The 18,293-nt window shown below is 50.9% G+C and carries 22 protein-coding genes and 1 other RNA gene; 4 read left to right on the top strand and 19 right to left on the bottom strand.

The window, feature by feature from the left end; translation table 11 throughout:
• Positions 1–24 precede the first annotated feature (24 nt).
• The 3 genes from KEM39_RS11825 to KEM39_RS11490 all read left to right on the top strand — a co-directional run bounded on the left by KEM39_RS11825 (position 25) and on the right by KEM39_RS11490 (position 1,048).
• Positions 25–147 carry a hypothetical protein gene (locus tag KEM39_RS11825; protein WP_275068390.1) on the top strand — a complete coding sequence of 41 codons (123 nt, stop codon included), beginning with the start codon at positions 25–27 and terminating at the stop codon, positions 145–147.
• Between the two features lie 246 nt (positions 148–393).
• Positions 394–735: a type II toxin-antitoxin system RelE/ParE family toxin gene (locus tag KEM39_RS11495; RefSeq protein ID WP_118996887.1), complete on the top strand. Its 342-nt coding sequence runs from the start codon at positions 394–396 to the stop codon at positions 733–735.
• The gene (locus KEM39_RS11490; RefSeq protein WP_002234115.1) at positions 728–1,048 is read left to right on the top strand and encodes a helix-turn-helix domain-containing protein; all 321 of its coding nucleotides are present in this window, start codon (positions 728–730) and stop codon (positions 1,046–1,048) included. The genes KEM39_RS11495 and KEM39_RS11490 overlap by 8 nt, the downstream gene beginning before the upstream one ends.
• On the opposite strand, the gene KEM39_RS03605 is transcribed toward KEM39_RS11490, so the two are convergent.
• The 16 genes from KEM39_RS03605 to glyA all read right to left on the bottom strand — a co-directional run bounded on the left by KEM39_RS03605 (position 1,043) and on the right by glyA (position 14,915).
• On the bottom strand, positions 1,043–1,297 hold the full coding sequence (locus KEM39_RS03605; RefSeq protein ID WP_118996886.1) for a helix-turn-helix domain-containing protein: 255 nt from the start codon (positions 1,295–1,297) through the stop codon (positions 1,043–1,045). The two genes, KEM39_RS11490 and KEM39_RS03605, sit on opposite strands and share 6 nt — an antisense overlap.
• A 125-nt stretch (positions 1,298–1,422) precedes the next feature.
• Positions 1,423–1,656, bottom strand: a complete 234-nt coding sequence (locus KEM39_RS03600; protein ID WP_030002182.1) for a helix-turn-helix transcriptional regulator — start codon at positions 1,654–1,656, stop codon at positions 1,423–1,425.
• Positions 1,657–1,763: 107 nt separating this feature from the next.
• Positions 1,764–2,555 (bottom strand): hypothetical protein, encoded by a 792-nt coding sequence (locus tag KEM39_RS03595; protein WP_118996885.1) that lies wholly within the window; start codon positions 2,553–2,555, stop codon positions 1,764–1,766.
• A gap of 10 nt (positions 2,556–2,565) precedes the next feature.
• Complete coding sequence (locus KEM39_RS03590; protein ID WP_118996884.1) at positions 2,566–3,771, bottom strand: tyrosine-type recombinase/integrase; 1,206 nt, start codon at positions 3,769–3,771, stop codon at positions 2,566–2,568.
• A gap of 279 nt (positions 3,772–4,050) precedes the next feature.
• Positions 4,051–4,413, bottom strand: a transfer-messenger RNA (tmRNA) gene (ssrA, locus tag KEM39_RS03585).
• A 62-nt stretch (positions 4,414–4,475) separates the two neighbouring features.
• Positions 4,476–5,081, bottom strand: coding sequence for a Smr/MutS family protein (locus tag KEM39_RS03580; protein WP_118996883.1), 606 nt, complete (start codon positions 5,079–5,081; stop codon positions 4,476–4,478).
• A gap of 411 nt (positions 5,082–5,492) precedes the next feature.
• Complete coding sequence (locus KEM39_RS03575; RefSeq protein WP_211709618.1) at positions 5,493–5,654, bottom strand: hypothetical protein; 162 nt, start codon at positions 5,652–5,654, stop codon at positions 5,493–5,495.
• Positions 5,655–5,659: 5 nt separating this feature from the next.
• Positions 5,660–6,715: a sulfate ABC transporter substrate-binding protein gene (locus KEM39_RS03570; protein WP_211709604.1), complete on the bottom strand. Its 1,056-nt coding sequence runs from the start codon at positions 6,713–6,715 to the stop codon at positions 5,660–5,662.
• Positions 6,716–6,820: 105 nt separating this feature from the next.
• Complete coding sequence (locus KEM39_RS03565) at positions 6,821–7,303, bottom strand: GNAT family N-acetyltransferase (protein ID WP_118996880.1); 483 nt, start codon at positions 7,301–7,303, stop codon at positions 6,821–6,823.
• Between the two features lie 46 nt (positions 7,304–7,349).
• A complete protein-coding gene (locus KEM39_RS03560; protein WP_211709603.1) occupies positions 7,350–8,486 on the bottom strand; it encodes a 5-(carboxyamino)imidazole ribonucleotide synthase in 1,137 nt (378 codons plus the stop codon).
• Positions 8,483–9,028 (bottom strand): DUF1643 domain-containing protein, encoded by a 546-nt coding sequence (locus tag KEM39_RS03555; RefSeq protein WP_025458348.1) that lies wholly within the window; start codon positions 9,026–9,028, stop codon positions 8,483–8,485. Before KEM39_RS03555 ends, KEM39_RS03560 begins: the two co-directional genes overlap by 4 nt.
• A complete protein-coding gene (trpE, locus tag KEM39_RS03550; protein ID WP_118996878.1) occupies positions 9,025–10,500 on the bottom strand; it encodes an anthranilate synthase component I in 1,476 nt (491 codons plus the stop codon). Before trpE ends, KEM39_RS03555 begins: the two co-directional genes overlap by 4 nt.
• 111 nt (positions 10,501–10,611) lie before the next feature.
• Positions 10,612–10,977 (bottom strand): hypothetical protein, encoded by a 366-nt coding sequence (locus KEM39_RS03545; protein ID WP_002213667.1) that lies wholly within the window; start codon positions 10,975–10,977, stop codon positions 10,612–10,614.
• Positions 10,978–10,996: 19 nt separating this feature from the next.
• A complete protein-coding gene (locus KEM39_RS03540) occupies positions 10,997–12,907 on the bottom strand; it encodes an ATP-binding cassette domain-containing protein (protein ID WP_211709601.1) in 1,911 nt (636 codons plus the stop codon).
• 18 nt (positions 12,908–12,925) lie between these two features.
• Entirely contained in the window at positions 12,926–13,570 is a 645-nt protein-coding gene (locus KEM39_RS03535) for a DedA family protein (RefSeq protein ID WP_211709616.1), read from the bottom strand.
• A gap of 94 nt (positions 13,571–13,664) precedes the next feature.
• Entirely contained in the window at positions 13,665–14,915 is a 1,251-nt protein-coding gene (glyA, locus tag KEM39_RS03530; protein WP_211709600.1) for a serine hydroxymethyltransferase, read from the bottom strand.
• A gap of 210 nt (positions 14,916–15,125) precedes the next feature.
• Here glyA and KEM39_RS03525 point away from each other — a divergent pair, with 210 nt between their 5' ends.
• Positions 15,126–15,344: a YdcH family protein gene (locus KEM39_RS03525; protein WP_003707627.1), complete on the top strand. Its 219-nt coding sequence runs from the start codon at positions 15,126–15,128 to the stop codon at positions 15,342–15,344.
• 159 nt (positions 15,345–15,503) lie between these two features.
• Here the strand turns inward: KEM39_RS03525 and KEM39_RS03520 are convergent, their stop codons facing one another.
• The 3 genes from KEM39_RS03520 to plsY form a co-directional block, all read right to left on the bottom strand.
• Positions 15,504–16,478 (bottom strand): class 1 fructose-bisphosphatase, encoded by a 975-nt coding sequence (locus KEM39_RS03520; RefSeq protein ID WP_211709599.1) that lies wholly within the window; start codon positions 16,476–16,478, stop codon positions 15,504–15,506.
• 240 nt (positions 16,479–16,718) lie between these two features.
• Positions 16,719–17,564: a 23S rRNA (adenine(2030)-N(6))-methyltransferase RlmJ gene (locus KEM39_RS03515; protein WP_211709598.1), complete on the bottom strand. Its 846-nt coding sequence runs from the start codon at positions 17,562–17,564 to the stop codon at positions 16,719–16,721.
• Positions 17,565–17,651: 87 nt separating this feature from the next.
• Complete coding sequence (gene plsY, locus KEM39_RS03510) at positions 17,652–18,254, bottom strand: glycerol-3-phosphate 1-O-acyltransferase PlsY (protein WP_042743501.1); 603 nt, start codon at positions 18,252–18,254, stop codon at positions 17,652–17,654.
• Positions 18,255–18,293: the final 39 nt, after the last annotated feature.

Genomic DNA, 18,293 nt, shown 5'->3' with positions numbered 1-18,293 from the left:
CCTGATTAATTTGAGATTTGAGAAATGCCCGAAAAGGGGGCGGTGCTCTCTCCTGTAATCAGTCAGGCGTGGGCGTTGCCGCTACCACACACCGCCATTGACTTGGATATGCCGTCTGAAGCCTTGAACAGACTGCAAACAGCATAGGGGAAATGGCGATAAAAAAATCCCGCAAGCCGTGCGGAATTTCGGCTGATTAATTTAGAGAGAAACTGCAATCTAGTTTCTCAATCCCGATTTGTAAATACTTTTCAGACGGCATTTTTGCAAGCCGATGATTCCATTGCCTATTAAATAGCGTTATACCGCGTTGCCGTGCATTGGAAGCCGTGCGGCGTTGCCTTTCTATACGCTTTGCGCGTATGATTTGGTTTTCATTCAAAGGGGCTTTTAATGAAAGCCGTATTTGTCGAACTGCCGCCGTTTGAACGTTTCCGTGCTGACTACTTCAGCAGTGAGGAATACCGCGCCTTTCAAAATGAATTGATGGCAAATCCCGAAAAAGGCGATGTAATACAAGGGACGGGCGGTCTGCGTAAAATCCGCGTTGCCGATTCCAAGCGCGGCAAGGGCAAGCGGGGCGGCTCTAGGGTTATCTACTATTGGGCGGCCAGCCGTGCCGTTTTCCTTTTGTTCACTGTTTACGGCAAAAACGTTAAAGATGATTTGTCTCCAAGTGAAAAAAAGATACTTTCCGCCATGCTTCACAACCTCAAGGAAAATAACCATGTCTGAACGCAATTTGTTTGAAGAACTGAAAGAGGGCTTGGAAGCCGCCGAACAATATTTGCAAGGGAAAATCACATTGCGGGCAATAGAAGCGGAAATACCCGAAAACGGGGCGGCTGCCATTTCTCCTGAAGAAATACGCGCCATTCGCGAAAGCCTGAATTTCTCCCAAGCGGTCTTTGCCCGCAAACTCCGTTGCTCCGTCCGTACATATCAGGGCTGGGAACAAGGCAAAACGCGCCCGAACCCCCAAGCCGCCTTATTGCTGCGTATGGTGCAAAAATCGCCTAAAACGTTTAAGACGATTGCCGCGCTATGATTGCCTGCCCTCCGACACCAGCGAAAACCGCCCGCGCTTCACGGTTTCGCCAAATTGGTTTTGGATTTCCTCCATTGTGGTAACGATGTTATGCCCCTGTTGGCGAAGCTCCATAATGCGCGTGTTGTAGCAAAGTATCCCCATTTGGGTAAGCTCCCATGAGGTAACGCTGCCCTGTTTCAATCGGGCTAAAATGCGCTGTCTTTGGTTTGGTGTTTTGGGTTTGTCGTTGGTACAATCATGCTTCATCGTTGATTTCCCCTTTCCGCCGCCTGAATGTCCGTTTTGGCGGCTTTGTTTTGCCCGATAAATTAATCTGTCTGCTTATCTATCGCGCGCGCGCGCGTATTGCTCCTAAAACTCTGTTTTACTTCCTATTGGCTTGCCTGTTCTGCAAGCCATTTCTTCACTTCTCCTGCTACATAAAAGCGGCTGCGTGTGCCGATAATCAGGCGTGATTGCGGGAATTGTCCTGCTGCCTCCAGCCGTCTGATTTGGCTTCCGCTTAAACGTGTGATTCCGCGCCGTCCTTTTGCTTGGCTGGTCTCAAGTTCTGCAATAGTTAATTGCGCGGTATCGGGTAAGCTGTCGATATTGATAATGTGCATTTATCGCCTCCGTTTGGTTGGTCTTGCCTGCGTGGTGCTGGCGTTTCGGTAGGCATAAATATAGCCGCCTCTGTGGGCGGCTTCAGTACAATTAAACTTTTTGAAGTCTAATTAGACTTTTTTAGTTTGTTTGCTTCTGCAAATTTGGCTTTCAGGCTGGCTTCTGATAAGCCATAACCTTCTGCCTCATTTGCCAAATACTCAATTATTTCGGCTTGGTTCTTATAGATTCCTTTGTCAATTAGCATATCTTTTAGGGCTGATATGATGTTGAGTAACGATTTTTTGTCATTTACTTCTTTTTCTTTCTTGCCTTTAATTCTGTATGCCAAATCCTGCTGCAGTATGGTTAAATCACCTTGTAAAATGCACAAATCATGCCTTTTTACTTTGATTACATTTTCAGGTTTGTCTATTTCTTCTCGTTTTGTTGGTTCATCCTCTGATGAAATTTGAAATAGATTTCCTAGCAACTCATTCGGGATAAGACAATACACTAACGTTTCAAGGTCTTTCCACTCGGAAGAAGATTCAGCATAGATTTTCACCAGTTCTCCATGAGTACCTATAACAGCTAATTTATCTACATTATTTATTTCTATATATTCTCTCCCTCCTTCGAAGTGCATCGCATCAAATTTTGTTATAGGGATGAGGTCTCCGCCATATATTGCACTTTCAGGTAATTCCGCATATTTTCCTTTTTCTTCTTCGTCATACGCCAAATCATAAAATGGCCTCTTTGCAAAATAATATTCCCGTCCAATCCCATTTATATATAACTCAACCAAACCAATAGCCGCATAATGTATTAGGTCATTTGCTGTGTAGGTATCGTTAAACTCCCTACTTAACTTCTCTGCCGCTTCTTCAAGCGTGTAATATAGCCTCCAAGCCATTTTATTAACCTCATGCCTTTTGTTCTGTTTTCAATTCATCAAGATAATCCGCCCATGCCTGCACCATCTCGGCGCGTTGTTCTAAATATTTCGCATGGTTGTAGGCTGCCCTTGTCGTGTTGGGGTCTTTGTGGGCAAGCTGCCGCTCTATCCAGTCGGAATTGAAGCCCATCTCATTCAGGCGCGTGCTGGCCATATGGCGGAAGCCGTGCGGCGTGATTTGGTCTAGGAAGCCAAGCCGTGCAAGGGCTTTGCGTGCAGCCCCTTCGCTCAAGGGCTTTTTGCTGCCGATGTTGGCAAACACAAATTCATGATGACCCGTTACGGGCTTCAGGCCTTCCAGTATCGCTATGGCTTGGCGGCTCAATGGGACAATGTGGCCTATCCCGTTTTTCATCTCCTCCCCGTCTTTGCGGTATTGCCGCGCCTCCCAGTCGATTTCACACCAGCGCAACAGCCGCAATTCGGACGGGCGGGCGAAAACATAGGGGGAAAGTTGCAGTAATGCGCGTGTTTGCGGGCTGCCCGTGTAGCCGTCCAAGGCTCGCAACAGCCCGCCTATCTTTTCGGGGTCGGTGATGGTTCGGTAATGTTTCTGCTCCACCTGTGCCAACTCCCCCCGCAATTCGGCGGCGGGGTTGAATATGCACAATCTCAACATGACTGCGTAGCGGAAAACCTGATTTACCACGTCATAGACTTTATGCGCCGTATCGTGTTTGCCTGCCGCCTCCAGCCGTTGCAGCAATCCCAACACTTCAAGCGGCATGATTTCGCCTATTTGGCGGCGGGCAAGGTCGGGGAAGATGTGCAGCTCAAGGCTGCGGATAACGCGCCCCGCATGGTCGGGCTTCCATTTGTCGGGCTTGGCCGCTTGGTCGGCGTACCATTTTCGGGCAACGGCCTCAAACGTGTTATTCATCTGCTCTGCCTGCCTCTGCGCCTCGTTTTGCCGGTATAGCTTCGGGTCTATCCCTCTTGCTACCAGCCCGCGCAATTCCTCCCGCTCCTCCCTTGCCTCTTTCAGGCTCATGGCGGGATAGATGCCAAGCCGTATCTCGTCCCGCTTGTTGTCGGACGGGCGGTAATAGCGGAAACGCCAGTATTTGCCGTTACCCCTTGCCTGAAGGGATAGGCCGCCGCCGTCCGACAACTGGTTAGGCGGCTCTAGTTTTTTGCATTGGCTGTCTGTTAGGGGAAGGGTTGGTTTTGGCATTTTTAAGTCCGTTTTGGGGTAACTTATGCAAAACGCTGGAAGCCTTATAAATAAATGGTTTCAGTCGATTTTGGGGTAACTTGTTTCAAAAAACGGCGGGAAAATCGGGGGATTTGGGGGCGTTTTTTGGGGTAATTCGTGAAAAGTTACCCCAAAAGTTACCCCATAAATGGCGAAAACTCAAGCATACCCCAGCACATTCAGGGTAATAAAAAAGCCCTGAAACTGTTATATTTCAAGGCTCTATGCATACTTCAGGATACTGCTGAAAATAGGGTATGGTGGAGGCGGGGGGAATCGAACCCCCGTCCGAAAGTCCTCTACAAAGCGTTCTACATACTTAGTTGTGTCTATTTGAAAATCTTATTTCCATCATGCCGACCAACAGGCCTTTTGGAAACCAGTTACCTTAAATCTCATTTCCTGCCAAGTAACCCGGCTGGAAACCAGTCAATGTAAGATGACGTTGCGGTGGCTTTCGCCACACAGCCCATTGACCGACTGCTGCAACGGCTAGCCTTAAGCGGCTAAAGCGTAAGTTTCGTCGTTTGCGACTATTTGAATTCAGTGTTTTACGGGAATCTGAGACCCCGGTATGCCCGCATCTGCTTCGCAACCCCCGTCGAAACCAAGGTCGCCCCCAGAAATGGTTTGCAAATTATACGGATATTGTGCGGTGCTGCCAAGTCTGTCGGAGAAATTTGTCAGTCTTGCTGCCTTAATTTGCGTTTGAGCAGGATGCGGACGCAGCCGTCGTTGCCTTCCCGGGGTTCGACGTAGGCGAGTACGTCGGGGTGCTGCATCAGCCAGTTGCGGGTCATGTTTTTGAGTACGGGTGTGTAGCCTTTGGAACCTAATCCGCTGCCGTGGATGATTTCGCCGCATACGCCGCGTTTTTGGGTGAATGCAATGAATTCGTTGAGGACTTTTTGGGCTTCTTCTTGGGTGTAGCCGTGCAGGTCAACATCGGTAACGACGGGATAGTATCCGTTTTTCAGGCGTTGGATGTCGTTTTTTCCCTGTCCGTTTTTGCTGAAGCTGGCGGGCGGTTCATTGTATGTGCTGCCGATGTAGAAATAGTTTTCTTCGTCGGCGCGGTTGTCTTTGGGACGGACTTTGATGGGGGTTTTGTCGGGCGGCGCATAATATTGCTGCCGGTTTTTTAATGGGGAGACTTGTCCGACCGCTTGTGAAAAATCCAAATCCTGTTCTTGTTTTTGCTTGTTTTTTTCGGATTCCTGTTTTTCTGCCGCTTCTTTTTTGGCCTGTTTGCCCAGTTGTTTGAGGATGTTTTGGAAGTCGGTATTCATATTTTTTCCTGTTATTTGTCCGATGGCTGTTTCGGCGGGGTTTTAATCTGCCGGAATGTTTGCCAAGCGGGTGAGGATGATTTTGTTGCCGTCGTATGTTTTTTGAAAGTGTGATTGTATATCAAAAAGAAATGCGGCAACCGTCGGCAGTGTTGATTGCCGGAAATGCGGGTCGAACCGATATGCCTGAACGCCTGATAAAGTTTTAAAAACCTGCTTTGTGAAGCAGGTTAATGGTTTTGCCAATCTTGAATTGCCGGAAACGCGAAACACGGAAATCTGATGTTTTATAAATGTTCCGATACGAACCGCAAAATATTGGTTTTGTTTCTGACAGGCAAAAGCACTGTTTATTTGGCTGTCAAAAGGGATGGTTAAGGAAAGTTATGCGCCCCTTTGATGGAGCGCGCCCTAGATAAGGATGGTTGCGCCGACGGCTTCAGACGGTATTTTGGCGGCGGCGGTGTTGGGTTTTGTATCCGGTTTGCCGTTGTGTCTTGCGATGATGATTTTGGGTGCGGTTTTTCTGTTTTGATGTGTGAAATGCCGTCTGAAAGGCAGTTCAGACGGCATAGTGGTCATTTTTGTGCGGTCAGGCGGTCGAATATGCCGCCGTCGGCGAAGTAGGTTTTCATGATGTTGTCCCAGCCGCCGAATTTTTCTTCGGGAGAGAAGGTGTCTAAGTCGGGGAAGTCGGCTTTGTGCCGCGCCAATACTTCGGCGTTACGCGGGCGCAGGTAGAGTGAGGCGGCGAGTTCTTGCGCCGGTTCGCTCCAAAGGTATTCGAGATAGGATCGGGCGGCTTTTTGCGTGCCTTTTTTCGCGACGACGCTGTTGACGACGGCGACGGGGCTTTCGGCAGAAATGGTGTAGCTCGGATAGACGATTTCAAACTGTCCTTGGGTCAGTTTTTTGCTGACGTAGTTGGCTTCGTTTTCAAAAGTGATGAGTACGTCGCCGATGTTGCGTTGTGTGAAGGTGGTGGTGGCGGCGCGTCCTCCGTTTTCAAAAACGGGTGTGTTTTTGAGGATGGATGCGACGAGTTTTTGGGCTTCCTGTTCGTTGCCGTTGGTGGCTTTCAGACCGTAACCGTATGCGCCGAGGAAGGCGTAGCGTCCGTTGCCTGTGGTTTTGGGATTGGCAATGACGATGTTAACGCCGTCTTTGGCAAGGTCGTTCCAATCGCGGATCTGTTTGGGGTTGTTTTTTCGGACAAGGAAAACCATAGTGCTAGTGTAGGGCGCGGCGTGGTCGGGGAGGGCTTGTTGCCAGCCTTTTTCTACCAGCCCTTTTTTTTCGAGCAGGTCGATGTCGGAGGATTGGTTCATGGTTACGACATCGGCTTGAAGGTCGTTGGCTACGGATAATGCCTGTTTGCTGGAGCCGCCGTGGGACTGCTGGATGCTGACGGATGTGCCGGGGTGTTCGGATTGGTATGTTTTGGTAAATAAGGGGTTGTATTCTTTGTAAAAATCCCGTGCCACATCGTATGAGGCGTTGAGCAGGGTAATGTTTTTTCCGTCGGATTCGATATTGGCCGGGGCATTTTGTCCGGACGGATAGTTTGAATCGGCTGCGGGGCTGCAGGCGGTGAGCAGGGCTGCGGTATAGAGTGCCGGTGCGTAGATTTTCATATGCTTGTCCTGTCGGTTGGTAGATGGGGCAACTTTATACGGCTGTCTGCGCTTGTGGAAATAATGTTTGATTTGAAGATTATCAGTTTTGGTTATAAGGCGGGATTAGAGGTGTTTGCGCATCAGTTCGCATTTGATTTTGATGCTGGGGTCAAGCTGCAATACTGCCGAACCGAGCGATTCGTAGCGGTTGAGAAGGTAAAACGGGACGGAGTTGAGTGATGCGTAGAGTTTCAGAAAGCCCAAACCGGATTTGTGGGCGATGATTTCTGCCTGACGGAGCAGGGCAGTGCCCAGTCCGAGGTTGTGAAACAGGGGGTGGACGTAAAGCGCATCGAGTTGTGCTTCTTGGCAGTCGATTTGGAAAAATCCCTGTATATTGCCTTTGTATTCGGCAACCCAAAGTGCTTTGTCGGGATCTGAAATGGTCGGTAGGTAGCTTTCTGTGTTTAACAAGCCTTCCCATACTTTTAGGGCGTGTTCGTTGTAGCTGAGGATGCAGGTGTATTGGACGGAGTGCAGGTGGACTTTGAAGATGTCTTTGCAGTCTTGCACGGTGGCGGGGCGTAACAGTGTCAGCAGGCTCATGGCGGTATGTCGGCGGCTTCAGACGGCATTTGTGCCGTTGGTCGGATTATAGGGACTGATGCAGTTTTTTTGCTTCTTGAAATGCGGTGTCCGAATCGGTAGTTAAAACGGTAAAGTGTCCCATTTTCCGCCCTTTTCGCGCGTTTTTTTTGCCGTAAAGGTGCAGGTGTGCATTCGGCCGGCTTTGCAACGGCAGCCAATCCGGTTCGCCGCCGTCTTCCTGCCAAACGTCGCCCAAAATATTCGCCATGCAGCAAGAGCTCAGTAATTTGGTATCAGCCGGAGGCAGGTTGCACATCAGGCGGACCTGTTGCTGGAATTGGTCTGCCGCGCAGGCGTCGATGGTATGGTGGCCGGAATTGTGCGGACGTGGCGCGATTTCGTTGACGACCAATTCATGCGTGTCGCCGACAACAAACATTTCCACTGCCAACACGCCGACATAATCCAATTCGTCCGCTAAGCGTTGCGCCATCTGCTGCGCCTGTTGCTGCACGTCGGCACTCAGTCGCGCGGGGACGATGGAATAAGCCAAGATGCCGTTTTCGTGAATATTTTCGGCGGGGTCGAAGGTTTGCACGTTGTCATTGTTCAGACGGCATACGATAACGGAAATTTCGCCGCGTAAATCCACCATTTTTTCCAAAACGCAATCCACGCCGCCGTGTTCGGCAAACGCGGCTTTGAGTTCGTCCACCGTTTTGACGCGGATTTGACCTTTACCGTCGTAGCCCAGAGTAGCCGTTTTCAGGATGCCGGGCAGGAATTGCGCGCTTGCTTCAGTAATGTCTTCGGTTTTACAAACCACTTGATACGGCGCGGTTTGCAATCCCGCTTTGCGTATCCACGCTTTTTCCTGAATGCGGTTTTGTGCAATGGCCACACAGTCGCCGCTTGGGGAAACGTTGGTGTGCTTTGTCAGAAAGCGCATCGCGTCGGCATTGACGTTTTCAAATTCAGTGGTAACCGCTGCGCATTTTGCCAACTCGTCCAAAGCGGCTTGATCGTCAAACGGCGCACACAAATGGCGGTCGGCAAATTCCGCCGCCGGCGCGTCCGGATCGGGGTCGAGAACGGTGACTTTGTAGCCCATGGTTTTGGCGGCAACGGCAAACATTCTGCCTAATTGTCCGCCGCCGAGGATGCCGAGCATGGCGGGCGGAGAAAGAGATATGTTTTTCATGCTGATTCTTCAAATTGTACAAGTTGATAGCTATAACTAATTCTTGATGGATGTCTTGTATCGCTGGAATTACCAGTTTCAGAAATACAGAATACTTTTTCCATAAATTTTTCTGCTTTTAGAAATTCCAGTATTCTGTTTTTTTCATCCTTATAAGCACTGCGGTCTGTACCCCATGCAAGAATAATCATATCAGCATCTTCCAAACATCCTTGAAATTTGGAAAAATCGGTTTGGGTGTTTGCCCTAATTCCTGTTTGCTGTGTAGAGTAACTGGAAAAAATATTTAACATTTTGAAGTTGGTAAAACCGTACATATCCAAGAAACGTGCAAGTTGGGTAAGGGTTTTATCGCTTCTTTCATCATTTGCTTTACTTGGATTAATTCCTATAGCAACAGCTGAGAAATTTTTAGGATTTTCTGTATTGCCGCTCCATCTAACCGTTAGGATTTCTCGACTTTTTTCATTATCTGTATAGAGACCGTCTTTGGTAGTTGGTCTGAGTGTTTGGCGAAGCTCATAAAGTTTTTCATAAGTCATTTATCCAACCCTTCCTGTACCATCTGTGCGGCGCGTATAACGGCTCGGGCTTTGTTTTGCGTTTCCTGCCATTCTGATTCAGGATTGGAGTCGGCAACTACGCCTGCACCGCTTTGGACGTATAGCGTGTTGTTTTTCACTACGGCGGTGCGGATGGCGATCGCCAAGTCCATATCGTTGTTGAAGCCCCATACGCCGACGGCGCCGCCGTAGATGCCGCGTTTGCTCGGTTCGACTTCTTCGATGATTTCCATAGCGCGGATTTTGGGTGCACCTGAAAGTGTGCCTGCGGGGAACGTGGCGGCGAGGATGTCCATATTGGTAACGCCCTCTTTCAGACGGCCTTCGACGTTGGAAACGATGTGCATCACATGGGAGTATTTTTCAATCACCATTTTATCGGTTACTTTGACTTCGCCTGTTTTGCTGATGCGGCCGACATCGTTGCGCCCTAAATCGATAAGCATGACGTGTTCGGCGATTTCTTTGGCGTCGCTTAATAAGTCCTGCTCGTTGGCAAGGTCTTCAGCAGGGGTTTTGCCGCGCAGGCGCGTACCGGCGATGGGGCGGACGATGACGTCATCGCGTTCGCGGCGGACGAGGATTTCAGGCGAGGAACCGACGATGTGGAAATCGCCGAAATCGTAGTAGAAGAGATAAGGCGAAGGGTTGAGCGTGCGCAGGGCGCGGTAGAGGGCGAGCGGGCTGTCGGCAAATTCCATGCTCATGCGCTGGCTGGGTACTACCTGCATACAGTCGCCTGCGAAAATGTAGTCTTTGATTTTGTCGACGCAGGCTTTAAACGGCTCTTCGCCGAACTCGCTGACGGCTTCGGTGTGTTTGCTGCCGAGCGAGAGCGGGATGGCGCAGCTTTGGCGCAACTGGGTGCGGATGTCTTCGAGGCGTTCGCGGGCGCGTTCGTAGCCGTCGGGCTGCGAGGGATCGGCATAAACGATGAGGTGGATTTTACCGCTCAAATTGTCGATAACCGCCAACTCTTGCGACAGCATCAGCAAGATGTCGGGCGTGCCGAGCGGGTCGGCTTTGGTGGTGTTTTTCAGGCGGTGGGCGAAGTGTTCGAAATTGTAGATGGTTTCGTAACCAAAGTAGCCGACCAAGCCGCCGGTAAAGCGCGGCAGGCTTGGGATTTCGGGTGTTTTGAAACGGTTGTGGAAGGCTTCGATAAAGGGCAGGGGGTTGCCGTCGTGTTGCTCGACAATTTCGCCGTTTTGATAAACATCGACGTGTTTGCCGCTGGCTTTGAGATAGTGGCTGCAAGGCAGGCCGATAAAGGAATAGCGGCCGAAACGTTCGCCGCCGACAACGGATTCGAGCAGGTAGGTATAGGGGCGGTTGGCGAGTTTGAGATAGAGGGAAAGCGGAGTATCCAAGTCGGCAAGGAGTTCTTGCACGAGTGGGATGCGGTTATAACCTTGGGCGGCTTGGGCTTGGTATTCTTGTTTGCTGATCATTTCTGCTTTCCCAAAAGGCGGTTTCAGACGGCATGATAAGGGGTGCGAGTATAGCATTTTATCGGAATTGTTGACAGTCTGACCGGAGATGCCGTCTGAAAAAAGACGGGCTTACGGCTTTGTTTTGCGCTGCCGGTATTGTTTCCATTTAAACAGATAACCTGCGGTTACGGGAATCAGGGCTAAGATGGTTTTGAACGTCCATGATGCATACCAAGGTAAAGAACCGGGTGCGACCGATTGATTCAGATACGGCCACCAACAGGCAGTCAGGCAGCCGAGCAGCAGCGGCCAGATATGCCGGCTGAGGTTTTTCTGCCAAAGGAGGAATGATGCGGCAGACCAAAGCAGGGTAAGGGCAGTGATTTTTAACACGGTATAAGCATCCGCTCCAAACAGGGCGGCGAGAAAATACGTACCGGCAATCCAGAGGACGGCAAGTATCAGGACGATGATTTCTTCGGGACGTTTGAACATTTTTTCTTCCTATTTGATTTCAGACGGCATTGCCGTTCTGTTTGGTTTCCAGCAGCTCCCAGCGTTCCAGCTTTTCCAAAAGCAGCATTTCGATTTCTTCGGCGCGGCTTTGCAGTGCGCCGGCTTTTTCGTAATCTTTGAAGATTTCGGGATCGGAAAGCTGCGCGTTGATTTCTGCCTGTTCGGCTTCCAAGGCGGCGATTTCGTCGGGCAGGGCATCGAGTTCTCGCTGTTCTTTGTAGGACAGTTTGACCGTGCGGTTGGCTTTGGGTTTTTCTTTCACCGGTTCGGCATCGGATGCTTTGGGTGCGGATGCCGTCTGAATTTTCTCTTCGCGCGATTTTGCGTCGATATAGTCCTGATAGCCGCCAATGTATTCTTTCAGACGACCTTGTCCTTCGAAAACAATGCTTTGGGTAATCACATTATCCAAGAACATACGGTCGTGCGAGACGAGGAATACCGTGCCTTGGTAGTCGCGCAACAGGTCTTCGAGCAACTCTTGGGTGTCGATGTCCAAGTCGTTGGTTGGTTCGTCCAAGACCAGGATATTGGCAGGACGGGTAAAGAGTTTTGCCAGCAAAAGGCGGTTGCGTTCGCCGCCGGAGAGTGATGAAACGGGGCTTTGCGCGCGGGCAGGATGGAACAGGAAATCTTCCAAATAGCTCATCACATGCTTTTTTTTCCCGCCGACTTCGACGTAATCGTTGCCTTGACCGAGCGTGTAAAACACGGTGTCGTTTTCGTTCAACGCGCTGCGGAATTGGTCGAAATAGGCAACTTCCTGCTTACTGCCGATACGGATTCTGCCGTAAGTCGGGTTGAGTTCGCCCAAAATCAGTTTTAAAAATGTGGTTTTGCCGATACCGTTGGGGCCGATTAGGCCGATTTTATCGCCGCGCTGCAAAATCGCGGAGAATTTGTCCATAATGACTTTGTCGCCATAGGCAAACGAAGCGTGTTCCAATTCGGCGATGATTTTGCCGCTTTTCTCGCCGCTGTCGAGCTTGAAGTTGACCTGTCCCTGCACGTTGCGGCGTTCGGCGCGTTGGCGGCGCAGCTCTTCCAAACGGCGCACGCGGCCTTCGTTGCGGGTGCGGCGCGCTTCGATGCCTTTGCGTATCCACGCTTCTTCCTGCGCGTGGAATTTGTCAAACAGGCGGTTGTGTTCCGCTTCAACCGCCAATTCCTGCGCTTTTTTCTCGCTGTATTTGGAGAACGAGCCGGGATAGGAACGCAAAATACCTCGGTCGAGTTCGACGATGCGCGTGGCGATATTGTCCAAAAAACGGCGGTCGTGGGTAATCACAACCAAGCTGCCTTCAAACGCTTTGAGCAGGTTTTCCAACCAAATAATCGCGTCGATGTCCAAATGGTTGGTCGGTTCGTCCAGCAGCAATACATCGGGCTTCTGCACCCAAGCCTGCGCCAAGGCGACACGCTTTTTCTGTCCGCCGGAGAGGTTGCCGATTTTTTCGTTTTCCGGCAAACCGAGTTCGCCCAAAGTCTGCTTCACCGCCGCATCCAGTTTCCAGCCGTCCTTCGCTTCGATTTCGAGTTGCAATTCGTTGAGTTCTTTTAATAAAACGCCGTCTGAATTGTGTTCCAAATCATGGCTGACGTGATGATAACGGCGCAATAAATCGCGGATTTCACCCAAACCTTCGGCAACGGTATCAAATACGGTGGCTTCTTTGTCGAAAAACGATTCCTGAGGCACATAAACGATTTTGAGGTTGTTTTGAACAATAATCTGTCCGTCGTCGAGCTTTTGCACGCCGGCGAGGATTTTTAAAAACGAAGACTTACCCGCACCGTTGCGGCCGATTAAGCCGACTTTTTCGCCGCTGTCGAGTTGGAAGGAAGTTTTGTCGAGCAGGGCAACATGGCCGACGGCAAAGGAAGCGTTTTCTACGGATAATATATTCATAATGTCAATTCCCAACAATTAACGTTCGGATTTTGCCGCAAGTTTGGCGCGGGCGATTTCAACCGCACCCGGCAGGATGGAAACAATAATGATGCCGCCCATCACCAAGCCCAGATTGTTTTTTACGACGGGGAAGTTGGCAAAGAAATAGCCCGCATAAGAAAACAGGATAACCCACAACACGCCGCCGATGATGTTGTAGCGGATAAATTTGGCATAGTGCATTTTTCCCATACCGGCGACAAAGGGGGCGAAGGTGCGGATGATGGGCACGAAGCGGGCAATGATGATGGTTTTCCCGCCGTGTTTTTCGTAAAAACGGTGGGTTTTATCGAGATATTCGCGCCGGAAGATTTTAGAATCGGGATTGGCGAACAGCCTACCGCCGAAATACCTGCCGACGGTAAAATTGAGCGCGTCACCGAGTATGGCGGCAAGGCTTAATAATGCAACCATCAAATGAATATCCATACCGCCCAGCGCGGCAATCCCGCCTGCCGCAAACAGCAGCGAATCGCCCGGTAAAAACGGTGTAACAATCAGGCCGGTTTCGCAAAACACGACGACAAATAAAACGGCGTAAATCCATAAGCCGTATTGTGCCGACAAAGCGATTAAATGCCGGTCAATGTGAAGGATAAAATCGATGGCAGATGCGAGCATAAAAAAATACTTCCCGAAAAACAGACCGCGTATTTTAACCGATTGCAAAAATGCCGTCTGAAAAGTTTCAGACGGCATCGGTTTTAAAAAAAGCTTATGCGCCGTAAACGGGGTATTTATTGCACAAAGCAGTTACTTGTTCGCGGACTTTGGCGAGGTTGGCTTCGTCTTCGGGATTGGCCAATACGTCGGCAACCAGGTTCGCCAATACGCGCGCGTCGGCTTCGTTAAAACCGCGTGTGGTCATGGCGGCGGAGCCGATGCGGATGCCGGAGGTAACGAACGGTTTTTCCGAATCGTTCGGGATGGCGTTTTTGTTGACGGTGATGTGCGCTTTGCCCAAGGCGGCTTCGGCGGCTTTGCCGGTGATTTTCATCGGTTGCAGATCGACGAGGAAAACGTGGCTTTCGGTACGGCCGGAAACGATGCGCAGACCGCGTTTGACCAGTTCTTCCGCCATAGCGGCTGCGTTGGTTTTCACTTGTTTCGCGTATTGTTTGAACTCGGGTTGCAACGCTTCTTTAAACGCTACGGCTTTGGCGGCGATGACGTGCATCAGCGGACCGCCTTGCAGGCTTGGGAAGATGGAAGAGTTCAACGCTTTTTCGTGTGTGTTGTCGCGGCACAAAATCACACCGCCGCGAGGGCCGCGCAGGGTTTTGTGGGTGGTGGTGGTTACGAAGTCGCAGAACGGCACGGGGTTGGGATATTCGCCGCCGGCAATCAGTCCGGCATAGTGCGCCATATCGACAAAGAGGTATGCGCCGACTTTATCGGCGATTTCGCGGAATTTCGCCCAGTCGATTTGCAACGCGTAGGCAGACGCACCGGCCACAATCATTTTGGGTTTGTGTTCGAGCGCGAGGCGTTCGACTTCGGCATAATCGAGAACTTCGTTTTCATCCAAACCATATGTAACGGCATTGTAGAGTTTGCCGGAAATATTAACGCTTGCGCCGTGGGTCAGGTGGCCGCCGTGTGCCAGAGACATACCCAAAATGGTGTCGCCCGGTTTCAAAACGGAAGCGTACACGGCTTGGTTGGCTTGAGAGCCGGAGTGCGGCTGAACGTTGGCATAGGCTGCGCCAAACAGTTCTTTTACGCGGTCGATTGCCAATTGTTCGACAATATCGACGTATTCGCAGCCGCCGTAGTAGCGTTTGCCGGGATAGCCTTCGGCGTATTTGTTGGTCAATTGCGAACCTTGCGCTTCCATTACGGCGCAGCTGACGTAGTTTTCAGAAGCAATCAGCTCGACGTGGTCTTGCTGGCGCCGGTCTTCTTGGGCTATGGCGGCCGCCAGTTCGGGATCATATTGGGTGATGGTTACGCTTTTTGAAAACATCTCTTGATTCCTTTGTGTGGTCAGGGTTAAGTATTGGAAATTTATGCGCAAAGCGGAGGATTGTCAACGATTTTGTCGGACGGTGGGGCGGTTTTCTGCGGGCGGTGTTGCCGTGTGTAACAAAACACTGGATAAAAATATTATCTTTGTTATAATTAATGTAAAGATTCAGTTTGACTTTTTAACCGTAAACCAAGAGAGGAAAGCGATATGTTCCCAGAATACCGTGATTTGATTTCCAAATTGAAACAGGAAGATTCCCACTTTGCCCGTCTGTTTGACGAGCATAACGAGCTGGACGACAAAATTGCCGGTTTGGTCAACAATCCGGTTACCAGCGGCGCGGAAGCCATTGATGAGCTGAAAAAAGCCAAATTGAAACTGAAAGACGAGTTGTACGCCATCCTGCAAAAAGCGGCGGGCAAATAAATTCGGGCTTTAATTTTTAAAATGCCGTCTGAAAACTTTTCAGACGGCATTTTTGCCGTTTGGAAAGGCGGTTTTCTGTCTTTTTAAGGCTATAAACGAAATATCGGCGGCAGCGGCGGATGCGCGCTGCCGCCTTTCTTTATCGGTTAGGCAGCCTGTTTATTTTGAATGCAGGCGGTTGAGGTAATCCACTTCTTCGCTGCTGCCCATAATGACGGCGACGCGCTGGTGCAGGCTTTCGGGACGGATGCCGAGTATGTCCTGACGGGCGTTGCTTGCCGATGCGCCGGCTTGTTCAAGTATCAGGGCCATAGGATTGGCTTCGTACATCAGGCGCAGTTTGCCGGGTTTGGACGGGTCGCGTTTGTCTTGCGGATACATGAACACGCCGCCGCGCATCAGGATGCGGTGGATTTCGGCAACCATGCTGGCTACCCAGCGCATATTGTAGTTTTTGCCGCGCGTGCCGGTTTCGCCTGCCAAGAGTTCGTCTATGTATTGTTGGACGGGGGGCAGCCAGTGGCGGCGGTTGGACATATTGATGGCGAATTCTTTGGTACTTTCGGGTACTTTCGGGTTTTCTTTGGTCAGGACAAATTCGTTTTCGGTATTGAGTGTAAACACGTACACGCTGTGTCCGAGTGTGAATACGAGCTGGGTTTGAGGCCCGTAGAGGACATAGCCTGCGGCAAGCTGATGCCGGCCGGCTTGCAAGAAGGACTCGGTTTTTAATTCGCCATCGGGTTTTTCAAGGATGGAGAAAATCGTACCGACGGAAATGTTGACATCAATATTGGACGATCCGTCTAAAGGGTCGAATAGGACGAGATAGCGTCCGTTTTTACCGGCACTTACGAAAGTGTCTTCTTCCTCGCTTGCCAAACCGGCAACGGCAGGGTTGGCTTTGAGGGTGTCAATCATAATGTTGTTGGCGATAACGTCTAATTTTTTCTGGTCTTCGCCCTGAATATTGCCCGTGCCCGCCATACCCAATACGCCGGCCAGTGAGCCGAGGCGGACTTTGGCGTTGATTTCGGTGCAGGCGGAAACAACGGACAGTAAAACGCCGCCGAGTGCTTCGGGCAGCCGGTTTTGTTGCAGGTGTTCGGGGAGGAATCGGGTCAGTGTGTCCATAGTTTGCTCGTTTCGGAAAGGTTTGTGCCGTCTGAAAGGCGGCAGATTGCTGTGGGGCGTTCCTTTGGTGCGTTCTGCCGGATATCGCGTGGGATTGTAGTGGAAAAAAACGGCGCGGGGCAAGTCGGAACGCGGTAGGCGGATGAAGAATATTTATTCTTAAAAGTGCCGGCTGCCGGTATATCGTCCGGTTTTGTTTGATGGGAGATGCCGTCTGAAGGGTTTCAGACGGCATCGGGGTCAGCAGATTTTGCTGTCCAAAAGGTAGCGCGCGCCTTTGTCTTGCGCCAGCAGCCGCGTGAGGGCGGGGAGGTTTGCCGCCAATTGTTCCGCCAACAGATAGGGCGGATTGATGACGAACATTTCGCTGCCGTGCATACCGAAGCCGTCGGCTTTCGGCGCGTGGACGTGCAGTTCGGCGTGAAGGTAGTTGTCGGGAACGAGTTTTTTCAGTTCTTCGGGCAGCTTGCGGCTTTCTTCGCGGCTTAGGCAGGGATACCAGATGAGATAACAGCCGGACTCAAACCGTTTTAAAGCGGATTTCAGCGTTTCCGTTACACGCCGGTAGTCCTGTTTTTCCTCATAGGGCGGGTCGATGAGAATAACAGCGCGTCGCGGCGGAGGCGGCAGCAGGGAAATCAGCCCTTTGTAACCGTCTTCGCGCAACACTTGTCCGCGTTTGCCCAATCCTGCTTCGCCCATATTGTTTTGCAGATGGACAAAGTCGGTGGGGTGCAGCTCAAACAGGCGCAATTTGTCAGTCGCGCGGGTCAGCGATTGCGCCAGCCACGGAGAGCCGCAGTAAAGTTCGGGCGAGGGCAGGATTTTTTGTATGTGCGCGGCAAAGTCAGAGAGTTCGGCAGGCAGGTTTTGCGCCTGTCGGAGCAGGGCGATGCCTTGCCGGTATTCGCCGACTTTCTGCGCCTCGTTGCCTTCGAGATTGTACAAACCCGCGCCGCCGTGCGTGTCGATGTACCAGTAGGGCTTGTCTTTGCGGTTGAAATATTGCAGCACTAAAAACAAGGTGAAGTGTTTGAGCATATCGGCGTGGTTGCCGGCGTGGAATGCGTGTCTGTAACTGAGCATGGTATGAAAGCCGTTTGTGCGGAAATGCCGTCTGAACGCGGGAATATAGTTTCAGACGGCATAACGTAATGGAAAACAAATGCCGAATCAGCGTTTTTCGCCGATTTTGCCTTCTTTGCCTTTAAGTAGGTTGCTGATATTGCTTTTGTGGCGGAACAACACCAGCAGGGCGATAAGGAGCGTCGCCCAAATCCAAGAAGGGTGGGGCATAAAAAACAGTGCGGCAAGGGGGGCGGCGATTGTGGCGGTTAATGCGGCAAGGGAGGACACCTTGAAGCCGAATGCCATCACAAGCCAAATCAACGCGCAGACCAAGGCAGTTGCGGGAGAGAGTGCCAGAAGCACGCCCAATGCCGTTGCCACGCCTTTGCCGCCCTTAAATCCGAAAAACACCGGCCACATATGCCCGACCAGCGCGGCGAGTGCGACGGCAGCGATCGCGCTGTCGGATAAACCGAGCGGTTCTTGAAGCACGCGTGCAAGCAAAACGGCAACCAAACCTTTGGCGGCATCGCCCAAGAGCGTCAGCGCGGCCGCCTTTTTTTTGCCGCTGCGTAAAACATTGGTTGCCCCCGGATTGCCCGATCCGTAGGTGCGCGGGTCGTCCATGCCGTAATATTTGGACACGATGACGGCGAAAGAAAGTGAGCCGATCAGATAGGAAACGGCAACAGCCGGTATGTTGAACATTTGCGGTACTTTACTTAGAATGGTGCGGTTATTTTAGCA

The organism is Neisseria sp. Marseille-Q1983 (genome assembly GCF_018224585.1).
GTDB lineage: Bacteria > Pseudomonadota > Gammaproteobacteria > Burkholderiales > Neisseriaceae > Neisseria > Neisseria polysaccharea.
Note: the sequence above shows the minus strand (reverse complement) of the source record. Positions and strands in the feature narration are given on the sequence as shown.